16 protein-coding genes are annotated in these 14790 nt (G+C 67.9%); 13 read left to right on the plus strand and 3 right to left on the minus strand.

Annotated elements, in window-relative coordinates:
- The first annotated feature begins 60 nt into the window (after positions 1-60).
- From VGN45_RS05915 to egtB, 6 genes are all read left to right on the plus strand, one after another.
- Complete coding sequence (locus VGN45_RS05915) at positions 61-279, plus strand: twin-arginine translocase TatA/TatE family subunit (protein WP_327460333.1); 219 nt, start codon at positions 61-63, stop codon at positions 277-279.
- A gap of 29 nt (positions 280-308) precedes the next feature.
- Positions 309-884, plus strand: a complete 576-nt coding sequence (gene tatB / locus VGN45_RS05920) for a Sec-independent protein translocase protein TatB (protein ID WP_414643391.1) — start codon at positions 309-311, stop codon at positions 882-884.
- Positions 881-1765, plus strand: a complete 885-nt coding sequence (gene tatC, locus VGN45_RS05925; protein WP_327460335.1) for a twin-arginine translocase subunit TatC — start codon at positions 881-883, stop codon at positions 1763-1765. The genes tatB and tatC overlap by 4 nt, the downstream gene beginning before the upstream one ends.
- A gap of 75 nt (positions 1766-1840) precedes the next feature.
- Complete coding sequence (locus VGN45_RS05930; protein WP_327460338.1) at positions 1841-2146, plus strand: SCP2 sterol-binding domain-containing protein; 306 nt, start codon at positions 1841-1843, stop codon at positions 2144-2146.
- A 75-nt stretch (positions 2147-2221) separates the two neighbouring features.
- The gene (locus VGN45_RS05935) at positions 2222-3433 is read left to right on the plus strand and encodes an acyl-CoA dehydrogenase family protein (RefSeq protein WP_327460340.1); all 1212 of its coding nucleotides are present in this window, start codon (positions 2222-2224) and stop codon (positions 3431-3433) included.
- Between the two features lie 130 nt (positions 3434-3563).
- Positions 3564-5717, plus strand: coding sequence for an ergothioneine biosynthesis protein EgtB (gene egtB / locus VGN45_RS05940; protein WP_327460342.1), 2154 nt, complete (start codon positions 3564-3566; stop codon positions 5715-5717).
- A gap of 4 nt (positions 5718-5721) precedes the next feature.
- Here the strand turns inward: egtB and VGN45_RS05945 are convergent, their stop codons facing one another.
- Positions 5722-5946 carry a general stress protein gene (locus VGN45_RS05945; protein WP_327460344.1) on the minus strand — a complete coding sequence of 75 codons (225 nt, stop codon included), beginning with the start codon at positions 5944-5946 and terminating at the stop codon, positions 5722-5724.
- A 314-nt stretch (positions 5947-6260) separates the two neighbouring features.
- Positions 6261-6932 carry an MBL fold metallo-hydrolase gene (locus tag VGN45_RS05950; protein WP_327460346.1) on the minus strand — a complete coding sequence of 224 codons (672 nt, stop codon included), beginning with the start codon at positions 6930-6932 and terminating at the stop codon, positions 6261-6263.
- A 45-nt stretch (positions 6933-6977) separates the two neighbouring features.
- Between VGN45_RS05950 and VGN45_RS05955 the strand changes: the two genes are divergently transcribed.
- The 7 genes from VGN45_RS05955 to VGN45_RS05985 all read left to right on the plus strand — a co-directional run bounded on the left by VGN45_RS05955 (position 6978) and on the right by VGN45_RS05985 (position 14085).
- A complete protein-coding gene (locus VGN45_RS05955; protein WP_327460348.1) occupies positions 6978-7901 on the plus strand; it encodes a polysaccharide deacetylase family protein in 924 nt (307 codons plus the stop codon).
- Between the two features lie 145 nt (positions 7902-8046).
- On the plus strand, positions 8047-9390 hold the full coding sequence (tig, locus tag VGN45_RS05960) for a trigger factor (protein ID WP_327460351.1): 1344 nt from the start codon (positions 8047-8049) through the stop codon (positions 9388-9390).
- 84 nt (positions 9391-9474) lie between these two features.
- Positions 9475-10386 carry a hypothetical protein gene (locus VGN45_RS05965; RefSeq protein WP_327460353.1) on the plus strand — a complete coding sequence of 304 codons (912 nt, stop codon included), beginning with the start codon at positions 9475-9477 and terminating at the stop codon, positions 10384-10386.
- Between the two features lie 101 nt (positions 10387-10487).
- The gene (locus tag VGN45_RS05970) at positions 10488-11129 is read left to right on the plus strand and encodes an ATP-dependent Clp protease proteolytic subunit (RefSeq protein WP_327460355.1); all 642 of its coding nucleotides are present in this window, start codon (positions 10488-10490) and stop codon (positions 11127-11129) included.
- A gap of 90 nt (positions 11130-11219) precedes the next feature.
- Positions 11220-12098 carry a hypothetical protein gene (locus VGN45_RS05975; protein ID WP_327460357.1) on the plus strand — a complete coding sequence of 293 codons (879 nt, stop codon included), beginning with the start codon at positions 11220-11222 and terminating at the stop codon, positions 12096-12098.
- 61 nt (positions 12099-12159) lie between these two features.
- On the plus strand, positions 12160-13104 hold the full coding sequence (locus VGN45_RS05980; RefSeq protein WP_327460359.1) for a hypothetical protein: 945 nt from the start codon (positions 12160-12162) through the stop codon (positions 13102-13104).
- Between the two features lie 30 nt (positions 13105-13134).
- Positions 13135-14085, plus strand: a complete 951-nt coding sequence (locus VGN45_RS05985; protein WP_327460361.1) for a hypothetical protein — start codon at positions 13135-13137, stop codon at positions 14083-14085.
- Here VGN45_RS05985 and VGN45_RS05990 read toward each other — a convergent pair.
- Complete coding sequence (locus tag VGN45_RS05990; protein ID WP_327460363.1) at positions 14069-14704, minus strand: HAD-IB family hydrolase; 636 nt, start codon at positions 14702-14704, stop codon at positions 14069-14071. The two genes, VGN45_RS05985 and VGN45_RS05990, sit on opposite strands and share 17 nt — an antisense overlap.
- Between the last annotated feature and the right edge of the window lie 86 nt (positions 14705-14790).

Genomic DNA, 14790 nt, shown 5'->3' on the forward strand with positions numbered 1-14790 from the left:
GCCTATATGCGGCTTCAGAGATTTGGGCCGACGAACCGGCCCGCATGAGGAGAGTACGCCGTGGGCGCGATGAGCATCTGGCATTGGGTGATCGTGATCGCCGTGATCGCCCTTCTGTTCGGCGGGCGCGGCAAGCTGTCGGGCCTGATGGGCGACGCGGCCAAGGGCATCCGCGCCTTCAAGGACGGCCTGAAGGACGACGACAAGAAGGACGGCCCGGCCGACGGCGTCAGCAGCCTGCCGCGCACCGAGGCGGAAAAAGACGAGCTGAAGCGCTGACCCCCAACGAACGTCGGAGACCCTGACGGATGGGTGGCCTGGGCCCCGGCATCGGCGGCTTTGAAATCCTGGTGATCGGACTTGTGGCCCTGCTGGTGGTAGGGCCCAAGGATCTGCCCGTGATGATGCGCAAGCTGGGCAAGGCGATGGCGCGCGCGCGGTCGATGGCCAACGATTTCCGCGCCAGCTTCGACGAGATGGCGCGCCAGTCCGAACTGGACGAGCTGAGGCAAGAGGTCGAGGCCCTGCGCCGCAACCAGATGGTGCCGCTGGGCGCCGAGGCTGATGCGACGTTTCGCGAAATCAACGCCGACCTGAACCGGCCGGTGGAGGCGCCGGCGCCCGCGCCGCAGCCTCTGCTGACGGGACCGGAAGAGTTCGCCGATCCGGGGCCGGAGCGGCTGGGGCCGCCGCGCCCGCCGCATCCGGAGACGCCGGCGGTGCAATCCGATCCGGCCAAGGCGCGCAAGCGACGCGCCGCCACCGCCGGCTCACAAAGCAGCACGGCGGCCGTGCCGTCGCCGAAGCCAGCCAAAGCCAAGCCAAAGACCCGGACGCCGGCCACAAAGCCGAAAGTCGCGCGCAAGAAGGCGGTCGAACCATGAGCCGCGACGAGCGGGACGAGGCCGAGATCGAGGCGTCGCGCGCGCCGTTGATGGAGCATCTGGTCGAGCTGCGCGGGCGACTGCTGATCTGCGTGGTGGCCTTCATCCTGGCCTTCATCGTCTGCTTCACTTTCGCGGCGCAGATCCAGCTGATCCTGATCCAGCCGTTCCAGGCGGCCGCCGCCATGCACGCGGCGCAGGGGCATCACGTGAACCCGTTCGACCTGATCGCGGTGACCGCGGGGTTGAAGCCCGTTCCGGACGGCGGCCAGGAGGTGGTGCAGTTGATCGCGACGGCGCCGCTGGAGCAGCTGTTCACCAAGATGAAGATCGCCGGCTTCGGCGCCGTCGTGCTGGCCTTTCCCGTGCTGGCGTTCCAGCTGTACCGGTTCGTGGCGCCGGGCCTGTATCGCAACGAGAAGGGCGCTTTCCTGCCGTTCCTGCTGGCGGCGCCGGTGCTGTTCTGTCTGGGCGGGGCGCTGGTCTATTTCGTCATGCTGCCGTTCGTCATGTGGTTCTCGCTGGGCCAGCAGGTGGTCGGCGACGGGGTGTCGGTGGCGCTGCTGCCGAAGATTTCGGAGTATCTGAACCTAGTGACCGCGCTGCTGCTGGCGTTCGGCCTGTGCTTCCAGTTGCCGGTGGTGATGACGCTGCTGGGGCTGGCCGGGCTGATCTCGTCGAAGCTGATGTCCGAAGGGCGTCGCTACGCCATCGTGGCGGTGGTCGTGGTGGCGGCGGTCGTGACGCCGCCGGATCCGATCAGCCAGCTGATGCTGGCCGTGCCGCTGGTGCTGCTCTACGAAATCTCGATCTGGTGCGTGCGCCTGATCGAGCTGCGGCGGAAGAAAGCGGATGAGGCCGAGGGCCTGACGGCAACTTGACCCGACGTGACCTTGGCAGGGCGGTGGACGCGCGCTAGGCCGGACGCAACGAAGGTTCTCAAGGGAGAGACGACCATGGCCGACCTGGCTTCCGTCACCGACCACATCCGCGGCGCCGTGGGCGACAACTCCGGTCTGGGCAAGACCGTGAAGATCGATCTGGGTGACACGGGCAAGATCTACATCGACGGCGCCTCGGTCCCGAACTCGGTGACCAACGAGGACAAGCCGGCCGACGCCACGGTGTCGATGTCGTGGGACGACTTCATGGCTCTGTCCAACGGTCAGCTGGACCCGATGATGGCCTTCATGCAGGGCAAGCTGAAGATCGCGGGCGACATGATGATCGCCCAGAAGCTGGCTCCGCTGCTGAAGCGTTGAGTTCGGCGCCGAACTGACTTTTGGACGGCGCGGTTCCCGACGGGGCCGCGCCGTTTCGCCATCAGGAGACGTCCAATGGACTTCCGTCATTCCGACCGCGGCCTGCACTGGCAGGAGCGGGTCGCGCGCTTCATCGAAACGAACGTCGTCCCGCGCGAGGCGGAGTACTGGGCGCAGGTTCACGAGAACCCGAAGCGCCAGGCGCCGATCATGGAGACCATGAAGGCCGAGGCGCGCGAGGCCGGACTGTGGAACATGTTCCTGCCCGGAGATCACGGGGCCGGGCTGACCAATCTGGAATATGCGCCGCTCGCCGAGATGATGGGGCGGCGACTGTGGTCGGCGGAGGTGTTCAACTGCAACGCGCCGGACACTGGCAACATGGAGGTGCTGCACCTCTATGGGAACGCCGAACAGCAGGCGCGCTGGCTGAAGCCGCTGATGGCCGGCGAGATCCGCTCGGCCTTCCTGATGACCGAGCCGGCGGTGGCCAGTTCGGACGCGACGAACATCGAGACGCGCATCGAGCGCGACGGCGACCACTACGTCATCAACGGGCGGAAATGGTGGTCGACCAACATGGCGCACCCGAACGTCGCCATCACCATCGTGATGGGCAAGACGGACACCGGCGCGGCGACGCACCAGCAGCAGAGCCAGATCCTGGTGCCCGTCGACACGCCCGGGTTCCGGGTCGAGCGGATGCTGTCGGTGTTCGGCTATCAGGAACTGCCGATCGGCCATGCGGAGGTGGTGCTGGAGAACGTGCGCGTGCCGGTCGAGAACCTGATCGCCGGTGAGGGCAGGGGCTTCGAGATCGCCCAGGGGCGGCTGGGCCCCGGCCGCATCCACCACTGCATGCGCGTGATCGGCGCGGCGGAGCGGGCGCTGGATCTGATGGTCGAGCGGCTGCTGAGCCGGACCGCCTTCAAAAAGGCCATCGCCGAACATTCGGTGTGGGAGCAGCGGGTGGCGGAAGCGCGGACCAACATCGAGATGTGCCGTCTGCTGGTGCTGAAGGCCGCCTGGATGATGGACGAGGCGGGGGCGAAGAACGCCAAGAGCGAGATCGCCCAGATCAAGGTCGCCGCGCCGCGCATGGCGCTGAAGGTCATCGACGACGCCATCCAGGCCTTCGGCGGGGCCGGCGTGTCGGGCGACACTCCGCTGGCGGAGCTGTATGCGACCGTCCGTACACTGAGGATCGCCGACGGCCCGGACGAGGTGCACAACCGGACCATCGCGCGGCTGGAGTATGCCAGGCACGGCGGCAAGCCGGTCCGTTGATCCGCGACTGCCGCCAGGACGGTGGCGGCAGGGACGCATTTCGCGGCTTGAAGGCAACGGAAGCGGAACCCACGTGTTGCTTTGAACGTCAGCCGCCATCGGGGCCCGGCGGCGTCGCAGGAGCGTCTTTATGAAAACGTCGGCGCAGACCGTCAGTTCGGCGGCCGACGACGTCGCTCGCTACCGGGCCGTCAGGTCCTGCATGCCGCGCCTGGCGGCCGGGCTGACGGCGGAAGACCTGCAGGCGCAGTCGATGCCGGACGCGAGCCCCGGCAAGTGGCACCTGGGGCACGTCAGCTGGTTCTTCGAGACCATGATTCTGGGGCGCCGCGAGGGTTATGCGCCGGTCGATCCCGAGCTGAAGCTGGTCCTGAACAGCTATTACGAAGCCTTGGGCGAGCGCGTGGCGCGGCCGGAGCGGGGGCTGATGACGCGGCCGTCGCTGGAGCAGATTCTGGCCTATCGCGAAGAGGTCGACAGGCGGATGGAGAGCGTGCTGGCCGATGGGCTGCGGGACGACCACGAGCGGTATCTGTTCGACCTGGGCCTGGCGCACGAGGAGCAGCACTGCGAGCTGTTCCTGATGGACCTGCTGCACCTGATGAGCCGGTCGCCTCTGGAGCCGGCCGCGTTCGACGCCGAGCCGCGGCCGACGCCGGCGCCCGAGACGGCGCAGGGGTATGCGCGGGTCGAGGGCGGGCTGGTGGAGATCGGCGCGGGCGAAGCCGGCTTCGCCTTCGACAACGAAAAGCCCCGCCATCAGGTGTTCGTCGAGCCCTTCGCCATCTCTCGCGGGCTGGCGACGAACGGGCGGTGGCTGACCTTCATCGAGGACGGCGGATACGAGCGGCCGGAGCTGTGGCTGTCGGACGGCTGGGCGACGGTGAAGGCGGAGGGCTGGACCGCGCCCCTCCACTGGAGGCGCGAGGCCGACGGCCTGTGGACCACGATGACGCTGGCCGGGCGGCGCGCGGTCGATCCGTCCGAGCCGGTGCGGCACGTCAGCTACTACGAGGCGGACGCCTTCGCGCGGTGGGCGGGCAAGCGGCTGCCGACCGAGGCGGAGTGGGAGACAGCGGCCGAGGCCGGGCTGCTGAGCGACGCCTTCGGCGAGGTGTGGCAATGGACCGCCAGCGCCTATCTGGCCTATCCGCGGTTCCGGCCGACGCCGGGCACGGCTTCGGAGTACAACGGCAAGTTCATGAGCGGGCAGCAGGTGCTGCGCGGATCGTCATGGGCGACGCCGGAGGGGCATGCGCGGGCGACCTATCGCAACTTCTTCCCACCGTCGGCCCGGTGGGCCTTCTCCGGCGTGCGGCTGGCCGACGAGCCCGCACGGGCCGATCGTCCGCTGGAGCCCGTGCAGACCAAGGCGTTCCGAGAAGAGCTGATCGAGGGGCTGAGCCGCCCGCGCAAGGCGACCTCGCCCAAGTGGTTCTATGACGCGCGAGGCAGCGAGCTGTTCGAGGACATCACCCGGCTGGAAGCCTATTATCCGACACGGCAGGAGGCGGCCCTGCTGGAACGGACCGCGCCGCGGCTGGCCGAGAGCTTCGGGCCCGGCGCGGTGCTGGTGGAGTTCGGGTCGGGCGCCAGCGAGAAGACCCGCAAGGTGCTGGACGCTGCGCACGACCTGGCGGCCTATGTCGCGATCGACATCAGCCCGGACGCCCTGCGCGAGGCGAAGGCGCGGCTGGAGGCGGCGTATCTGCAACTGACCATCCGCACGATGGCTGGGGACTTCCTGTCGCCGCTGGCGCTGCCCGACACCCTACCCGAGGGCCGGCGGGTCGGCTTTTTCCCGGGATCGACCATCGGCAATCTGGAGCCGGAGGAAGCGGTGCGGTTCCTGCGCGGCGCACGGGAGTTGCTGGGGCCGGACGCCCTGTTCGTGCTGGGCGTCGATCTGGTCAAGGACGTCGAGGTGCTGGAGCGCGCCTATGACGATCCCGAGGGCGTGACGGCGGCGTTCAACATGAACCTGCTGGCGCGCGCAAACCGCGAACTGAAGGCGGACTTCGACCTGGACGGATTCCGTCACCAGGCGATCTGGAACCCGGCGCGTTCGGCGGTGGAGATGCATCTGGAATCGACGCGGCCGCAGACGGTTCACGTCGGCGGCCGCGCGTTCGGCTTCGATGCCGGGGAGACGATCCACACGGAGAGTTCGCGCAAGTTCACTGAGGCGAGCCTGCGGGATTTGGCGACGGCGGCGGGCTGGACGCTGGTGCGACTGGACGTGAGCCCCGATCCGTCCGTCGCCCTGGCCCTGCTGGCGGCCTGACGCCTCAGTTTACACGCGCGCCGACCTCGCCGGGCTTTCGGCTGCCGTGGGAGGCCTCTCCGCCCTTGCGGCCGGCCTTGGCGGCCAGGCCGCGATCCTGGGAGAAGGAGCGCTTCTCGCTGGGCACGCTGGCGCCGCCCTTGCGGGCGATCTCGCGCTGACGTTCCGGGTCCATCGATGCGAAGCCGCGCTTGGAGACGCCGGACGCTTTGGGGGGCTGAAGGGACATCGGGGTCCATCCTCACTGTGGCGTTTGGGTTGCAGTCACAATCCGCGTGCGGCTCATCCGTTCCCGCCGCGTGGTCACAGGCGCGCGAGCCGCAAACCGCTGACTCTTCGGCGAATCAGTCACGCCGCCGGGCGACCGGGGTTCCCTGGCTCCGGCATCGGCGGAAGGTCGGGCGACGGTGGCGGAGGATCGATCTCGGGACCGGGCGGGGTGACGTCCGGCACCTCGGGCGGCGAGACGGGTTCTGGCATGGGGTCGTGCATGGCGGATTCCTGAAAGGCTTCAGGAGGGGAACGCGCGGATGCAGAGGAGGATCAGACGCGGCCCAAGGCCTTGTCCGACACGAAGGGGTTGCTCCGCCGCTCGACTCCGAAAGTCGAGCCGGGGCCGTGGCCGGGGACGAACTGGACGTCGTCGCCCAAGGGCCAGAGTTTGGTCGTGACAGAGGCGATCAGCGTCTGAAGATCGCCGCGCGGAAAGTCTGTGCGGCCGATGGAGCCTTGAAACAGGACGTCGCCGACTTGGGCGAAGCGGGCGGCGCGGCAGAAGAAGATCACATGGCCGGGCGTGTGGCCGGGGGTGTGGAAGACCTCCCAGGTCGTCTCGCCCAGGGTCAGGACGTCGCCCTCGTCCAGCCAGCGGGTCGGCGTGAAGCTGCGCATCGGCTCCAGCCCATACTGCGCGGCCTGGGCAGGGATCCCGTCGATCCAGAACTGGTCCTCAGGATGGGGGCCGATGATGGGCGCGCCGGACTTCTCGGCCATTTCTGCGGCGCCGCCAGCGTGGTCGAGGTGGCCGTGGGTGATCCAGATCTGGTCCAGCGTCAAACCGCGCCGGGCGATCTCGGTCAGGATCGGATCGACGCCGCCGCCAGGGTCGATGACCGCTCCCCTGTTCGTCTTGGTGCACCAGACGACGGTGCAGTTCTGCTGGAAGGCCGTAACCGGCGCGACGAACAGGCCGAGGGGGGAGGGGGCGTCGGTCATGCGGCAGAGATAGTCGCGCCGCGCCGATCGGCATAGGCTGTCCGGATGATGCATCGACGCGAGCTTCTGAGTGGACTGGCGGCCGCCGGACTTCTTGCCGCGACGGGCGCCCGCGCAGACGAGCGGCCGCGCGTGGCGATCACCATCGACGACTTCCGCTTCGAAGACGGGCCGCTGATCAGCGGCGACACCCGTCATCACGGAATCCTAGACGCGCTGTATTTCGAACGCATCAAGGCGGCGGGGTTTGTGACGGGCAAGCACGTCGGGAGCGCGGAGGCGCGGGCGCATCTGGAAAGCTGGGCGGGGTCCGGGCATTTCGTTGCGAACCACACCTTCAGTCACGCCTACTACGGCGGCGCCGAGCCGGGTGATCTGGGAGCGGATATCGACCGGGCCGCCGACCTGATCGCCGACCTGCCGACATGGCGACCGTGGTTCCGGTTTCCCTATCTGGCCGAGGGGCGAACGGCGGAAAGCCGGGACCTGATGCGCGCGGTTCTGGACTCGCGCCGCCTGATGAACGGGCACGTCACAATCGACGCGTCCGACTGGTATGTGAACCAGCGCCTGCTGGCCCGGCTGGAAAAGGAGCCGAACGCCGACGTCATGCCTTACGGCGCGTACCTGGTGCGGCACCTGCTGGATCGCGCCGCCTTCTACGATGGGCTGGCGCGTGCGGTGCTGGGCCGGTCGCCCGCGCATACGCTGCTGATCCACCACAATCTGACGACGGCCCTGTTCCTTCCGATGGTGCTGAAGGCGTTCAGGGACTCGGGCTGGGTACTGATCGACGCCGACGAGGCGTTTGCAGACCCGGTCTTCGCGTCGCGGCCGGACGTCGCGCCGTGCTCGCACAGCCTGATCCATCAACTGGCCAAGGCGGACGGCCGCTTCGGCGACCGGCTGCGGTACCCGGGCGAGGACGGACCGTATGAGGCCCCGGCCATGGATGCGCTGGGGCTTTAGCCGCCACCCGCGTTGACCTTTGCGCCCCGTCTCGACATAAGGGCGGGCTTCGAGGCGCCGCCCTGACCAAGGGCGGCCCTTCTTGCTTTTCCCATCGCGCGTCCGCCCGTCCGTCCGCGCCCCAGAGCGTCAGATCGTCCCGCACATGCAAGTCGTCGAAAAGTCGAACGAAGGTCTCAGCCGCACGATCGCGGTGACCATCCCCGCCGCCGAGCTGAACGAGAAGCTGGACGCCAAGATCAAGGAAGTCTCGCCGCAGATGAAGCTGAAGGGCTTCCGTCCCGGCAAGGTGCCCGCCGCGCACGTGAAGAAGACCTACGGCCGCGACCTGATGGGCGAGATCGTCAACGAGGCGCTGAACACGTCCAGCCAGAAGGCGCTGGACGAGGCCAAGCTTCGCCCCGCCGCCCCGGCCGAGATGAAGCTGGTCAGCGATATGGACAAGGTGATCCTGGGCCAGGAGGATCTGACCTATGAGATGGCGCTGGAGATCATGCCGGAGTTCACCCCGGTGGACGTCAAGAAGCTGAAGCTGGAGCGCCCGGTCTATGAGGCGACCGACGCCGATCTGGACGAGGCGCTGAAGGAACTGGCCGGTCAGGCCAAGTCCTATGAGGACAAGACCGGCAAGACGGTGAAGGCCGCCCAGGGCGACCAGGTCACCATCGACTTCGTCGGCAAGATCGACGGCGAGGCGTTCGAAGGCGGCTCGGCTGTCGACGCCGACCTGGTGATCGGGTCCAACCGCTTCATCCCCGGCTTCGAAGAACAGCTGAAGGGCGTGAAGGTCGGCGACGCGAAGACGCTGAACGTCACCTTCCCCGCCGACTACGGCGCGGCGCACCTGTCCGGCAAGGCCGCGACGTTCGACGTGACGGTCAAGGCCATCAAGGCCGAGGCGGAGGCCAAGATCGACGATGAATTCGCCACGCGTCTGGGTCTGGAATCGCTGGACAAGCTGAAGGACCTGCTGCGGCAGAACCTGAACCAGCAGTACACTAGCGCCGCCCGCTTCAAGCTGAAGCGCGCCCTGCTGGATCAGCTGGACGCCAAGCACAGCTTCGACCTGCCGCCCAAGATGGTCGACGCCGAGTTCGACGGCATCTGGCGTCAGGTGCAGGCCGACAAGGAGGCCGGCCGCCTGGACGAGGCCGACGCCAAGAAGACCGACAAGGCGCTGGAGAAGGAATACCGCAAGATCGCCGAGCGCCGCGTGCGCCTGGGCCTGGTGCTGGCCGAGATCGGCCGCGCCAACAACGTGCAGGTCACCGACCAGGAGCTGAACAACGCCATCATGGCCGAGGCCCGCAACTATCCGGGCCAGGAGCGTCAGGTGCTGGACTTCTATCGCCAGAACCCCAACGCCGCCGCCCAGATGCGCGCGCCGGTCTATGAGGAGAAGGTGTGCGAGCTGATCTTCGGCCAGGCCGAGGTCAAGGACGCGCCGATCAGCAAGGAAGACCTGCTGAAGGACGAAGACGAAGGCTGACCGCCAATAGGCGGGACTTTCCTGGATCGGTTGTCTAGGGCAGATTGATCGCGCCCGATCCCGAGCGTGTTCAGGAGCGCCTTCATGTTGGCCGCCCTCGTGTCCATGGCCCTTCTGGCGGCCGTGCAGCAGGATCCGCCGCCCCAGGATCCGCCGGCCACCCGGGTGGACGACATCGTCGTGGACGGCCGTCCGCTCCGCGTGGTGGCCGAGGAGTTCGTGGACAATGTCGGGGAGGCGCCGCGCGATCGCGGCCTGGCGCGATGGCGCCGGCCGATCTGCGTCGGGGCCGTGAATCTGACGACCGAGGCGGCGAGGCCGCTTCTGGATCATATCGCGAGCGTGGCGGACGGTTTGGGCGTCCGATCGGGAGAACCGGGTTGCCGACCGAACGTGATCATCGTCTTCACCGAAGATCCCCGCGCCGTCGCCGCGGCGATCCTTGAGGCCGACCCACGCGGCTTCCGGTTGGGGCATCGCAACTTTCATCTGGATTCCGGTCATCTCGGGGATTTCGTGGACGGCGACCGCGCGATCCGGTGGTGGCACACCAGCGTCCCGACCGATTCCGAAACCGGTCGGCGCGCCGTCCGCTTGCCGGGCGATCTGGATCCCGCGACCGGCCTGCCGGCCGCGCCGATGATCTACAGCACCTCGGCGTCGCGCCTGTTCACCCAGATCCGCGACGATCTGAGCCGAGTGTTCATCGTGGTGGACGTCGACGGGATCGGTGACGTGACGCCGCAGCAACTCGCGGATTATCTGGCTTTCGTCACGCTGGCGCAGATCGATCCGCGAGGCGACGTTTCACGCCAGGCCAGCGTGCTGAACGTCTTCGACGATCCGGGTTCCGGCGCCGGCTTCAGCGACTGGGACATGGCGTACCTGCGGGCCCTGTATCGCCCCGACGTGGAAACTCGGACCAATTCGCGGGCGGTGTCGGACGACGTGGCCGACGCCGTCGCACGAACGATCCGTTCCTCGGCGCAGCCGTGATCGTCCGACGGCCGCCTTGCGCGGCCGGCCTCAGGACGCGATATCCGGAGGATCAGGGCGTGGCCGATGAGTCGCGCCCCTTGCATCCCGAGAAGGCCCCCATGCGCGATCCCCTCGACCTCATTCAGTCCAACCTCGTGCCCATGGTGGTGGAGCAGTCCAGCCGGGGAGAGAGGGCTTTCGACATCTTCTCGCGTTTGCTGCGCGAGCGGATCATCTTTCTGACCGGGCCCTTCGAGGACGGCATGGCCAGCCTGATCTGCGCCCAGCTGCTGTTCCTGGAATCGGAGAACCCGAAGAAGGAAATCAGCATGTACATCAACAGCCCCGGCGGTCAGGTGACCTCTGCGCTCGCGATCTACGACACCATGCAGTACATCAAGAGCCCGGTCTCGACGGTGGTCATGGGCATGGCCGCCTCGGCCGGATCGCTGATCCTCACGGCCGGCGCGGCGGGCCAGCGCGTGGCCCTGCCGAACGCGCGGATCATGGTGCACCAGCCCTCGGGCGGCTTCCGCGGCCAGGCCTCGGACATAGAGCGCCACGCCGAAGACATCCGTTACACCAAGCGCCGGCTGAACGAGATCTACGTCCACCACACCGGCCGGACCTATGAGGAAGTCGAGCGGACCCTGGACCGCGACCACTTCATGTCGGCGGAGGAAGCCAAAGCCTGGGGCCTGGTCGACCACGTCTACGACCGCCGGGAGCAGGCGGACGGAGACGGCGTGAAGACGGTCTGATCCCGCGGAGGTTGACCGCACGAGCCGGGCGTGTCCCCATGAAGGGGGAGGCCGGATATGGCGTGTCGGCGAACAGCTTGGGGAACCGGGGTGCTGACCGCTTGGGCCTCCGCGCTCGCTTTCGCGTCGACGGCCGGCGCCCAGGAAGTCGGCGAACCGCCCGTCACCCAGGTCGACGACGTCGTGGTGGTGGGCGAGCCGCTGATCGCGCGGGCGGAGCGTTTCACCGAGGCGGTCGCCGGACCGGCGCCGGGTCGTGGCATCGCCCGCTGGCGGGGGCCGGTTTGTGTGGCGGTGGCCAATTTTCAGCCGGAGACAGCCGCTTGGATCGCCGACCGCATGGTGTCGACCGGGGCGGAGCTGGGCGTGCCGATCGAAGAACCGGAGTGCGAGCCCAATGTTCTGGTGGTCGGCGCGGCGGACGCCGACGCCCTGGTCGCCGGCTGGATCGAGGCCGCGCCCACCCAGTTCCGCTCGCCCTATGCCGACACGGGGGCCACCCGGTCGACCCTGACCGCGTTCCGAGAATCCGACGCTCCCGTCCGGTGGTGGCAGGCGAGCGTGCCGAAGCACTATGACGTCTTCACTGGACGGACCCAGCCGACCTGTTGCGGCCAGGGCGTTCAGATTCAGGTCTACGCCCGTTCTCAGTTGCGGCACCGCATCCGCGACGACCTGCACCGCGTGGTGGTCGTCGTGGACGTCGACCGGCTGGAGGGCGTGACGGGAGAGCAGCTCGCGGACTACCTGACGCTGGTGGCCTTCGCTCAGGTGGACCCGCAAGCCGACACCGCGGGCTTCGACACCATCCTGAACCTGTTCGGCGAGGCCGCGCCGTCCGGCCTGACCGAATGGGACCGGGCCTATGTCCGCGCCATGTACGCCGCGCCGGACGACCAGCGGTGGAACCGCCACGATCAGGCCGCAGGCGTGCGGGACGTGCTGGAGCAGGACCAGGCGGATGAGTGACCGGCCTTGTCAAGTATCGGTTATGGGTATTCCCTGAATTCGCTCAGCCTCGGGGGTTTTTATGCCGTTGATCGCAGCCGCACTTGCCGCCGTCCTCATGCAGGATCCGCTTCTGGCCGCCACGACGGCACAGGATCCTCCCGCAGCTGTAGCCGCTCAGGAACCAACCTACCGGGTCGAGGACGTCGTGGTCGAAGGCCGACGTGTGGACCGGGCGGCCCGGTCCTTCATCTCGGAGGTGGCCAGGCCGCCGAACGATCGCGGCCCGGCGCGGTGGGCCGACTCGGTTTGCGTCGGCGCGGCCAACTTCTCACCGGCTGTGGGCCAGTACCTCGTGGATCATGTGTCGGGGGTCGCGGAAAGTCTGGGCGTTCGGCCGGAGGAACCCGGCTGCGATCCGTCGATCCTGATCGTCGGAGCCACCGACGGCGCGGCGATGGCGGATGAGCTGGTGCGCCAGAGACCGCGCGTCTTCAGCCCCGGCGGGGCCGGCATGAATTATGGTCGGACGGACCTGCGCGACTTCACGACAGGGGAGCGGGCAGTGCGGTGGTGGCACGTCAGCGCGCCCATCGTTTCGAACACCGGTGAACTGGCTGTGCGTCTGCCTGGAATGTCGTCCGCGGACGACAAGCCGACCGGCTTTGCGCCTATGATCTTCTCGACGTCGGCATCGCGTTTGCGGGAGGAGATCGAGGATCAGCTGAAGCGGTCGATCATCATCGTCGACGTCGACATGCTGGAGGGCGTCGATCTGGCGCAACTCGGCGACTACATCGCCTTCGTGGCCCTGGCCCAGGTCGATCCGGACGCAGAACTGACCCGCTTCGAGTCGGTTTTAAACCTGTTTTCCGATCGTCCGACGACCGGCCGCTTCTCGTCGTGGGACGAGGCGTATCTGGCGGGTCTGTACTCGATGCGGCCGGGCTATGTCAGCCGCGGAGCGCAGATCGACGCCTTAGGCCGCTCGATCGTCGAAGCTTATTCGCCACAGACCGAAGACTGAGAACGCCATTCGCGTGTGGGAGTCCAAGACATGTCGCTGATCGCCATCGCCCTGGCCGCGGTTCTTGTCCAGGATCCGCCGCCGGCCGCCCAGGATCCGGTCTATCGCGTCGAGGACGTGGTGGTGGAAGGGCGCCGTCTTGACCTGGCCGCGCGCGAGTATGTGGGCGCCGTCGCCTATCCCGCGCGGGACCGGGGGCCGGCCAGGTGGGAGGAGGGCGTCTGCGTCGGCGTGGCTAACTTCTCGCCCGAAGTGGCTCAATACCTGGCCGATCGGGTTTCCGACGTGGCGCGGAGCCTGGGATTGAGAGGGCATGAGCCGCCCTGCAATCCGTCCATCCTGATCATCGGCGGCGACGACGGCGCGGCCATGGCCGACGCGCTCGTGGCCGAGCGTCCGCGCATCTTCAACCCCGGCGGGGCCGGAATGCAGGCGGGCAATGCGGCTCTGGCGGCCTTTCGCAGTGAGCAGCGTCCGGTCCGCTGGTGGCACGTCAGCGCTCCGTTCAACTCGAACACCGGGGACTTCGCGGTGCGGATACCGGGGCATTTCCAGCAGACCGCGAACCCCGACGCCAAGGGCACGGTCATGGGCTATGCCCCCCAGATCGAAAGCACCTCGGCGTCACGGCTGGCCGAACCGCTGGAGGATCGCCTGCTGCGGTCGTTCGTGATCGTCGACGTGGATCTGCTGGAAGGGGTGACGCTGGAGCAGCTGGGAGATTACGTCGCTTTCGTCGCCTTGGCCCAGGTCGATCCCGCGGCGGATCTGACCCGGTTCGATTCGATCCTGAACCTGTTCTCCGACCGATCGACGCCTGCGGGGTTCTCACCTTGGGACGAGGCGTATCTTGCAGGGCTGTATTCGATGAGGCCCGGCTACGTCAGTCGAGGGGCGCAAACCGATGCCCTCGGTCGGTCGATTCTTGACGCCTATCGGGCGCGGACGCCCGACGAGTCGGAGGTCATGGACGGCCGGTGAAGACCCGGAAACCCGGCTGGTCCGCGATCTGAAGCATCTCACGGTCGCCGGAAGTGTCGCCGTAGGCGGCGGTCAGCCGCAGGTCGGGGCCGAAGACCGCGTGGAGGCGACGCACCTTTTCCTCGCCGCGGCAGTTGGGGGTGGCGAAGGCTCCGGTGACACGGTCCTGGCCGTCGAAGACCAGCTGTGTGCCCAGAAGCATCTCTGCGTTCAGACGACGGGCGAAAGGGGCTACAGTGGTCTCCGGACTGGCGGTGACGATCACGCGCAACGCGCTGCGGCGGCCCCAATCGTCCCAGGCGGCCAAGGCGTCGGGACGCATGAAGCTGTCCCAGACATGAGCGGCGAAGGCCTCGGCCTCGGACTCCAAGACCTCACGCGGGACGCCGACCAGGAATTCGCGCACCGAGGCGGCCTTCAGCCGACCGCGATCGCGTTCCCGCGCATAGGCGGCGATCACGGGCGACAGGCGCACCAGACCCCGGGCCCAGCCGCGCTTGCCCGCGCGCCGGCGCAGAAAGGCCGTGAAGCTGTCGCGGACCGTCAGGGTGCCGTCGAAGTCGAAGGCGACCACGGGGCGTGCCGGGTCCGGCTGGCGCGATCCTTGCTGCATCCCCATGTCAGACATTAGCCACCGTGATCCCGCATGCCATTCTGATCCCCATCCTGGTCGAGTCGCAGGTCCGGTTGGGGTTGTCGCCCGCT

This window comes from Brevundimonas sp., assembly GCF_035999125.1.
GTDB lineage: Bacteria > Pseudomonadota > Alphaproteobacteria > Caulobacterales > Caulobacteraceae > Brevundimonas.

Coding starts and splice junctions, on each gene's coding strand:
- VGN45_RS05970 (WP_327460355.1), top strand. CDS start 10,488: ATGCGCGATCCCCTCGACCTCATTCAGTCCAACCTCGTGCCCATGGTG.
- tig (WP_327460351.1), top strand. CDS start 8,047: ATGCAAGTCGTCGAAAAGTCGAACGAAGGTCTCAGCCGCACGATCGCG.
- VGN45_RS05950 (WP_327460346.1), bottom strand. CDS start 6,932: ATGACCGACGCCCCCTCCCCCCTCGGCCTGTTCGTCGCGCCGGTTACG.
- VGN45_RS05945 (WP_327460344.1), bottom strand. CDS start 5,946: ATGTCCCTTCAGCCCCCCAAAGCGTCCGGCGTCTCCAAGCGCGGCTTC.
- VGN45_RS05965 (WP_327460353.1), top strand. CDS start 9,475: ATGTTGGCCGCCCTCGTGTCCATGGCCCTTCTGGCGGCCGTGCAGCAG.
- VGN45_RS05955 (WP_327460348.1), top strand. CDS start 6,978: ATGATGCATCGACGCGAGCTTCTGAGTGGACTGGCGGCCGCCGGACTT.
- egtB (WP_327460342.1), top strand. CDS start 3,564: ATGAAAACGTCGGCGCAGACCGTCAGTTCGGCGGCCGACGACGTCGCT.
- VGN45_RS05930 (WP_327460338.1), top strand. CDS start 1,841: ATGGCCGACCTGGCTTCCGTCACCGACCACATCCGCGGCGCCGTGGGC.
- VGN45_RS05990 (WP_327460363.1), bottom strand. CDS start 14,704: ATGGGGATGCAGCAAGGATCGCGCCAGCCGGACCCGGCACGCCCCGTG.
- VGN45_RS05980 (WP_327460359.1), top strand. CDS start 12,160: ATGCCGTTGATCGCAGCCGCACTTGCCGCCGTCCTCATGCAGGATCCG.
- tatB (WP_414643391.1), top strand. CDS start 309: ATGGGTGGCCTGGGCCCCGGCATCGGCGGCTTTGAAATCCTGGTGATC.
- VGN45_RS05985 (WP_327460361.1), top strand. CDS start 13,135: ATGTCGCTGATCGCCATCGCCCTGGCCGCGGTTCTTGTCCAGGATCCG.
- tatC (WP_327460335.1), top strand. CDS start 881: ATGAGCCGCGACGAGCGGGACGAGGCCGAGATCGAGGCGTCGCGCGCG.
- VGN45_RS05935 (WP_327460340.1), top strand. CDS start 2,222: ATGGACTTCCGTCATTCCGACCGCGGCCTGCACTGGCAGGAGCGGGTC.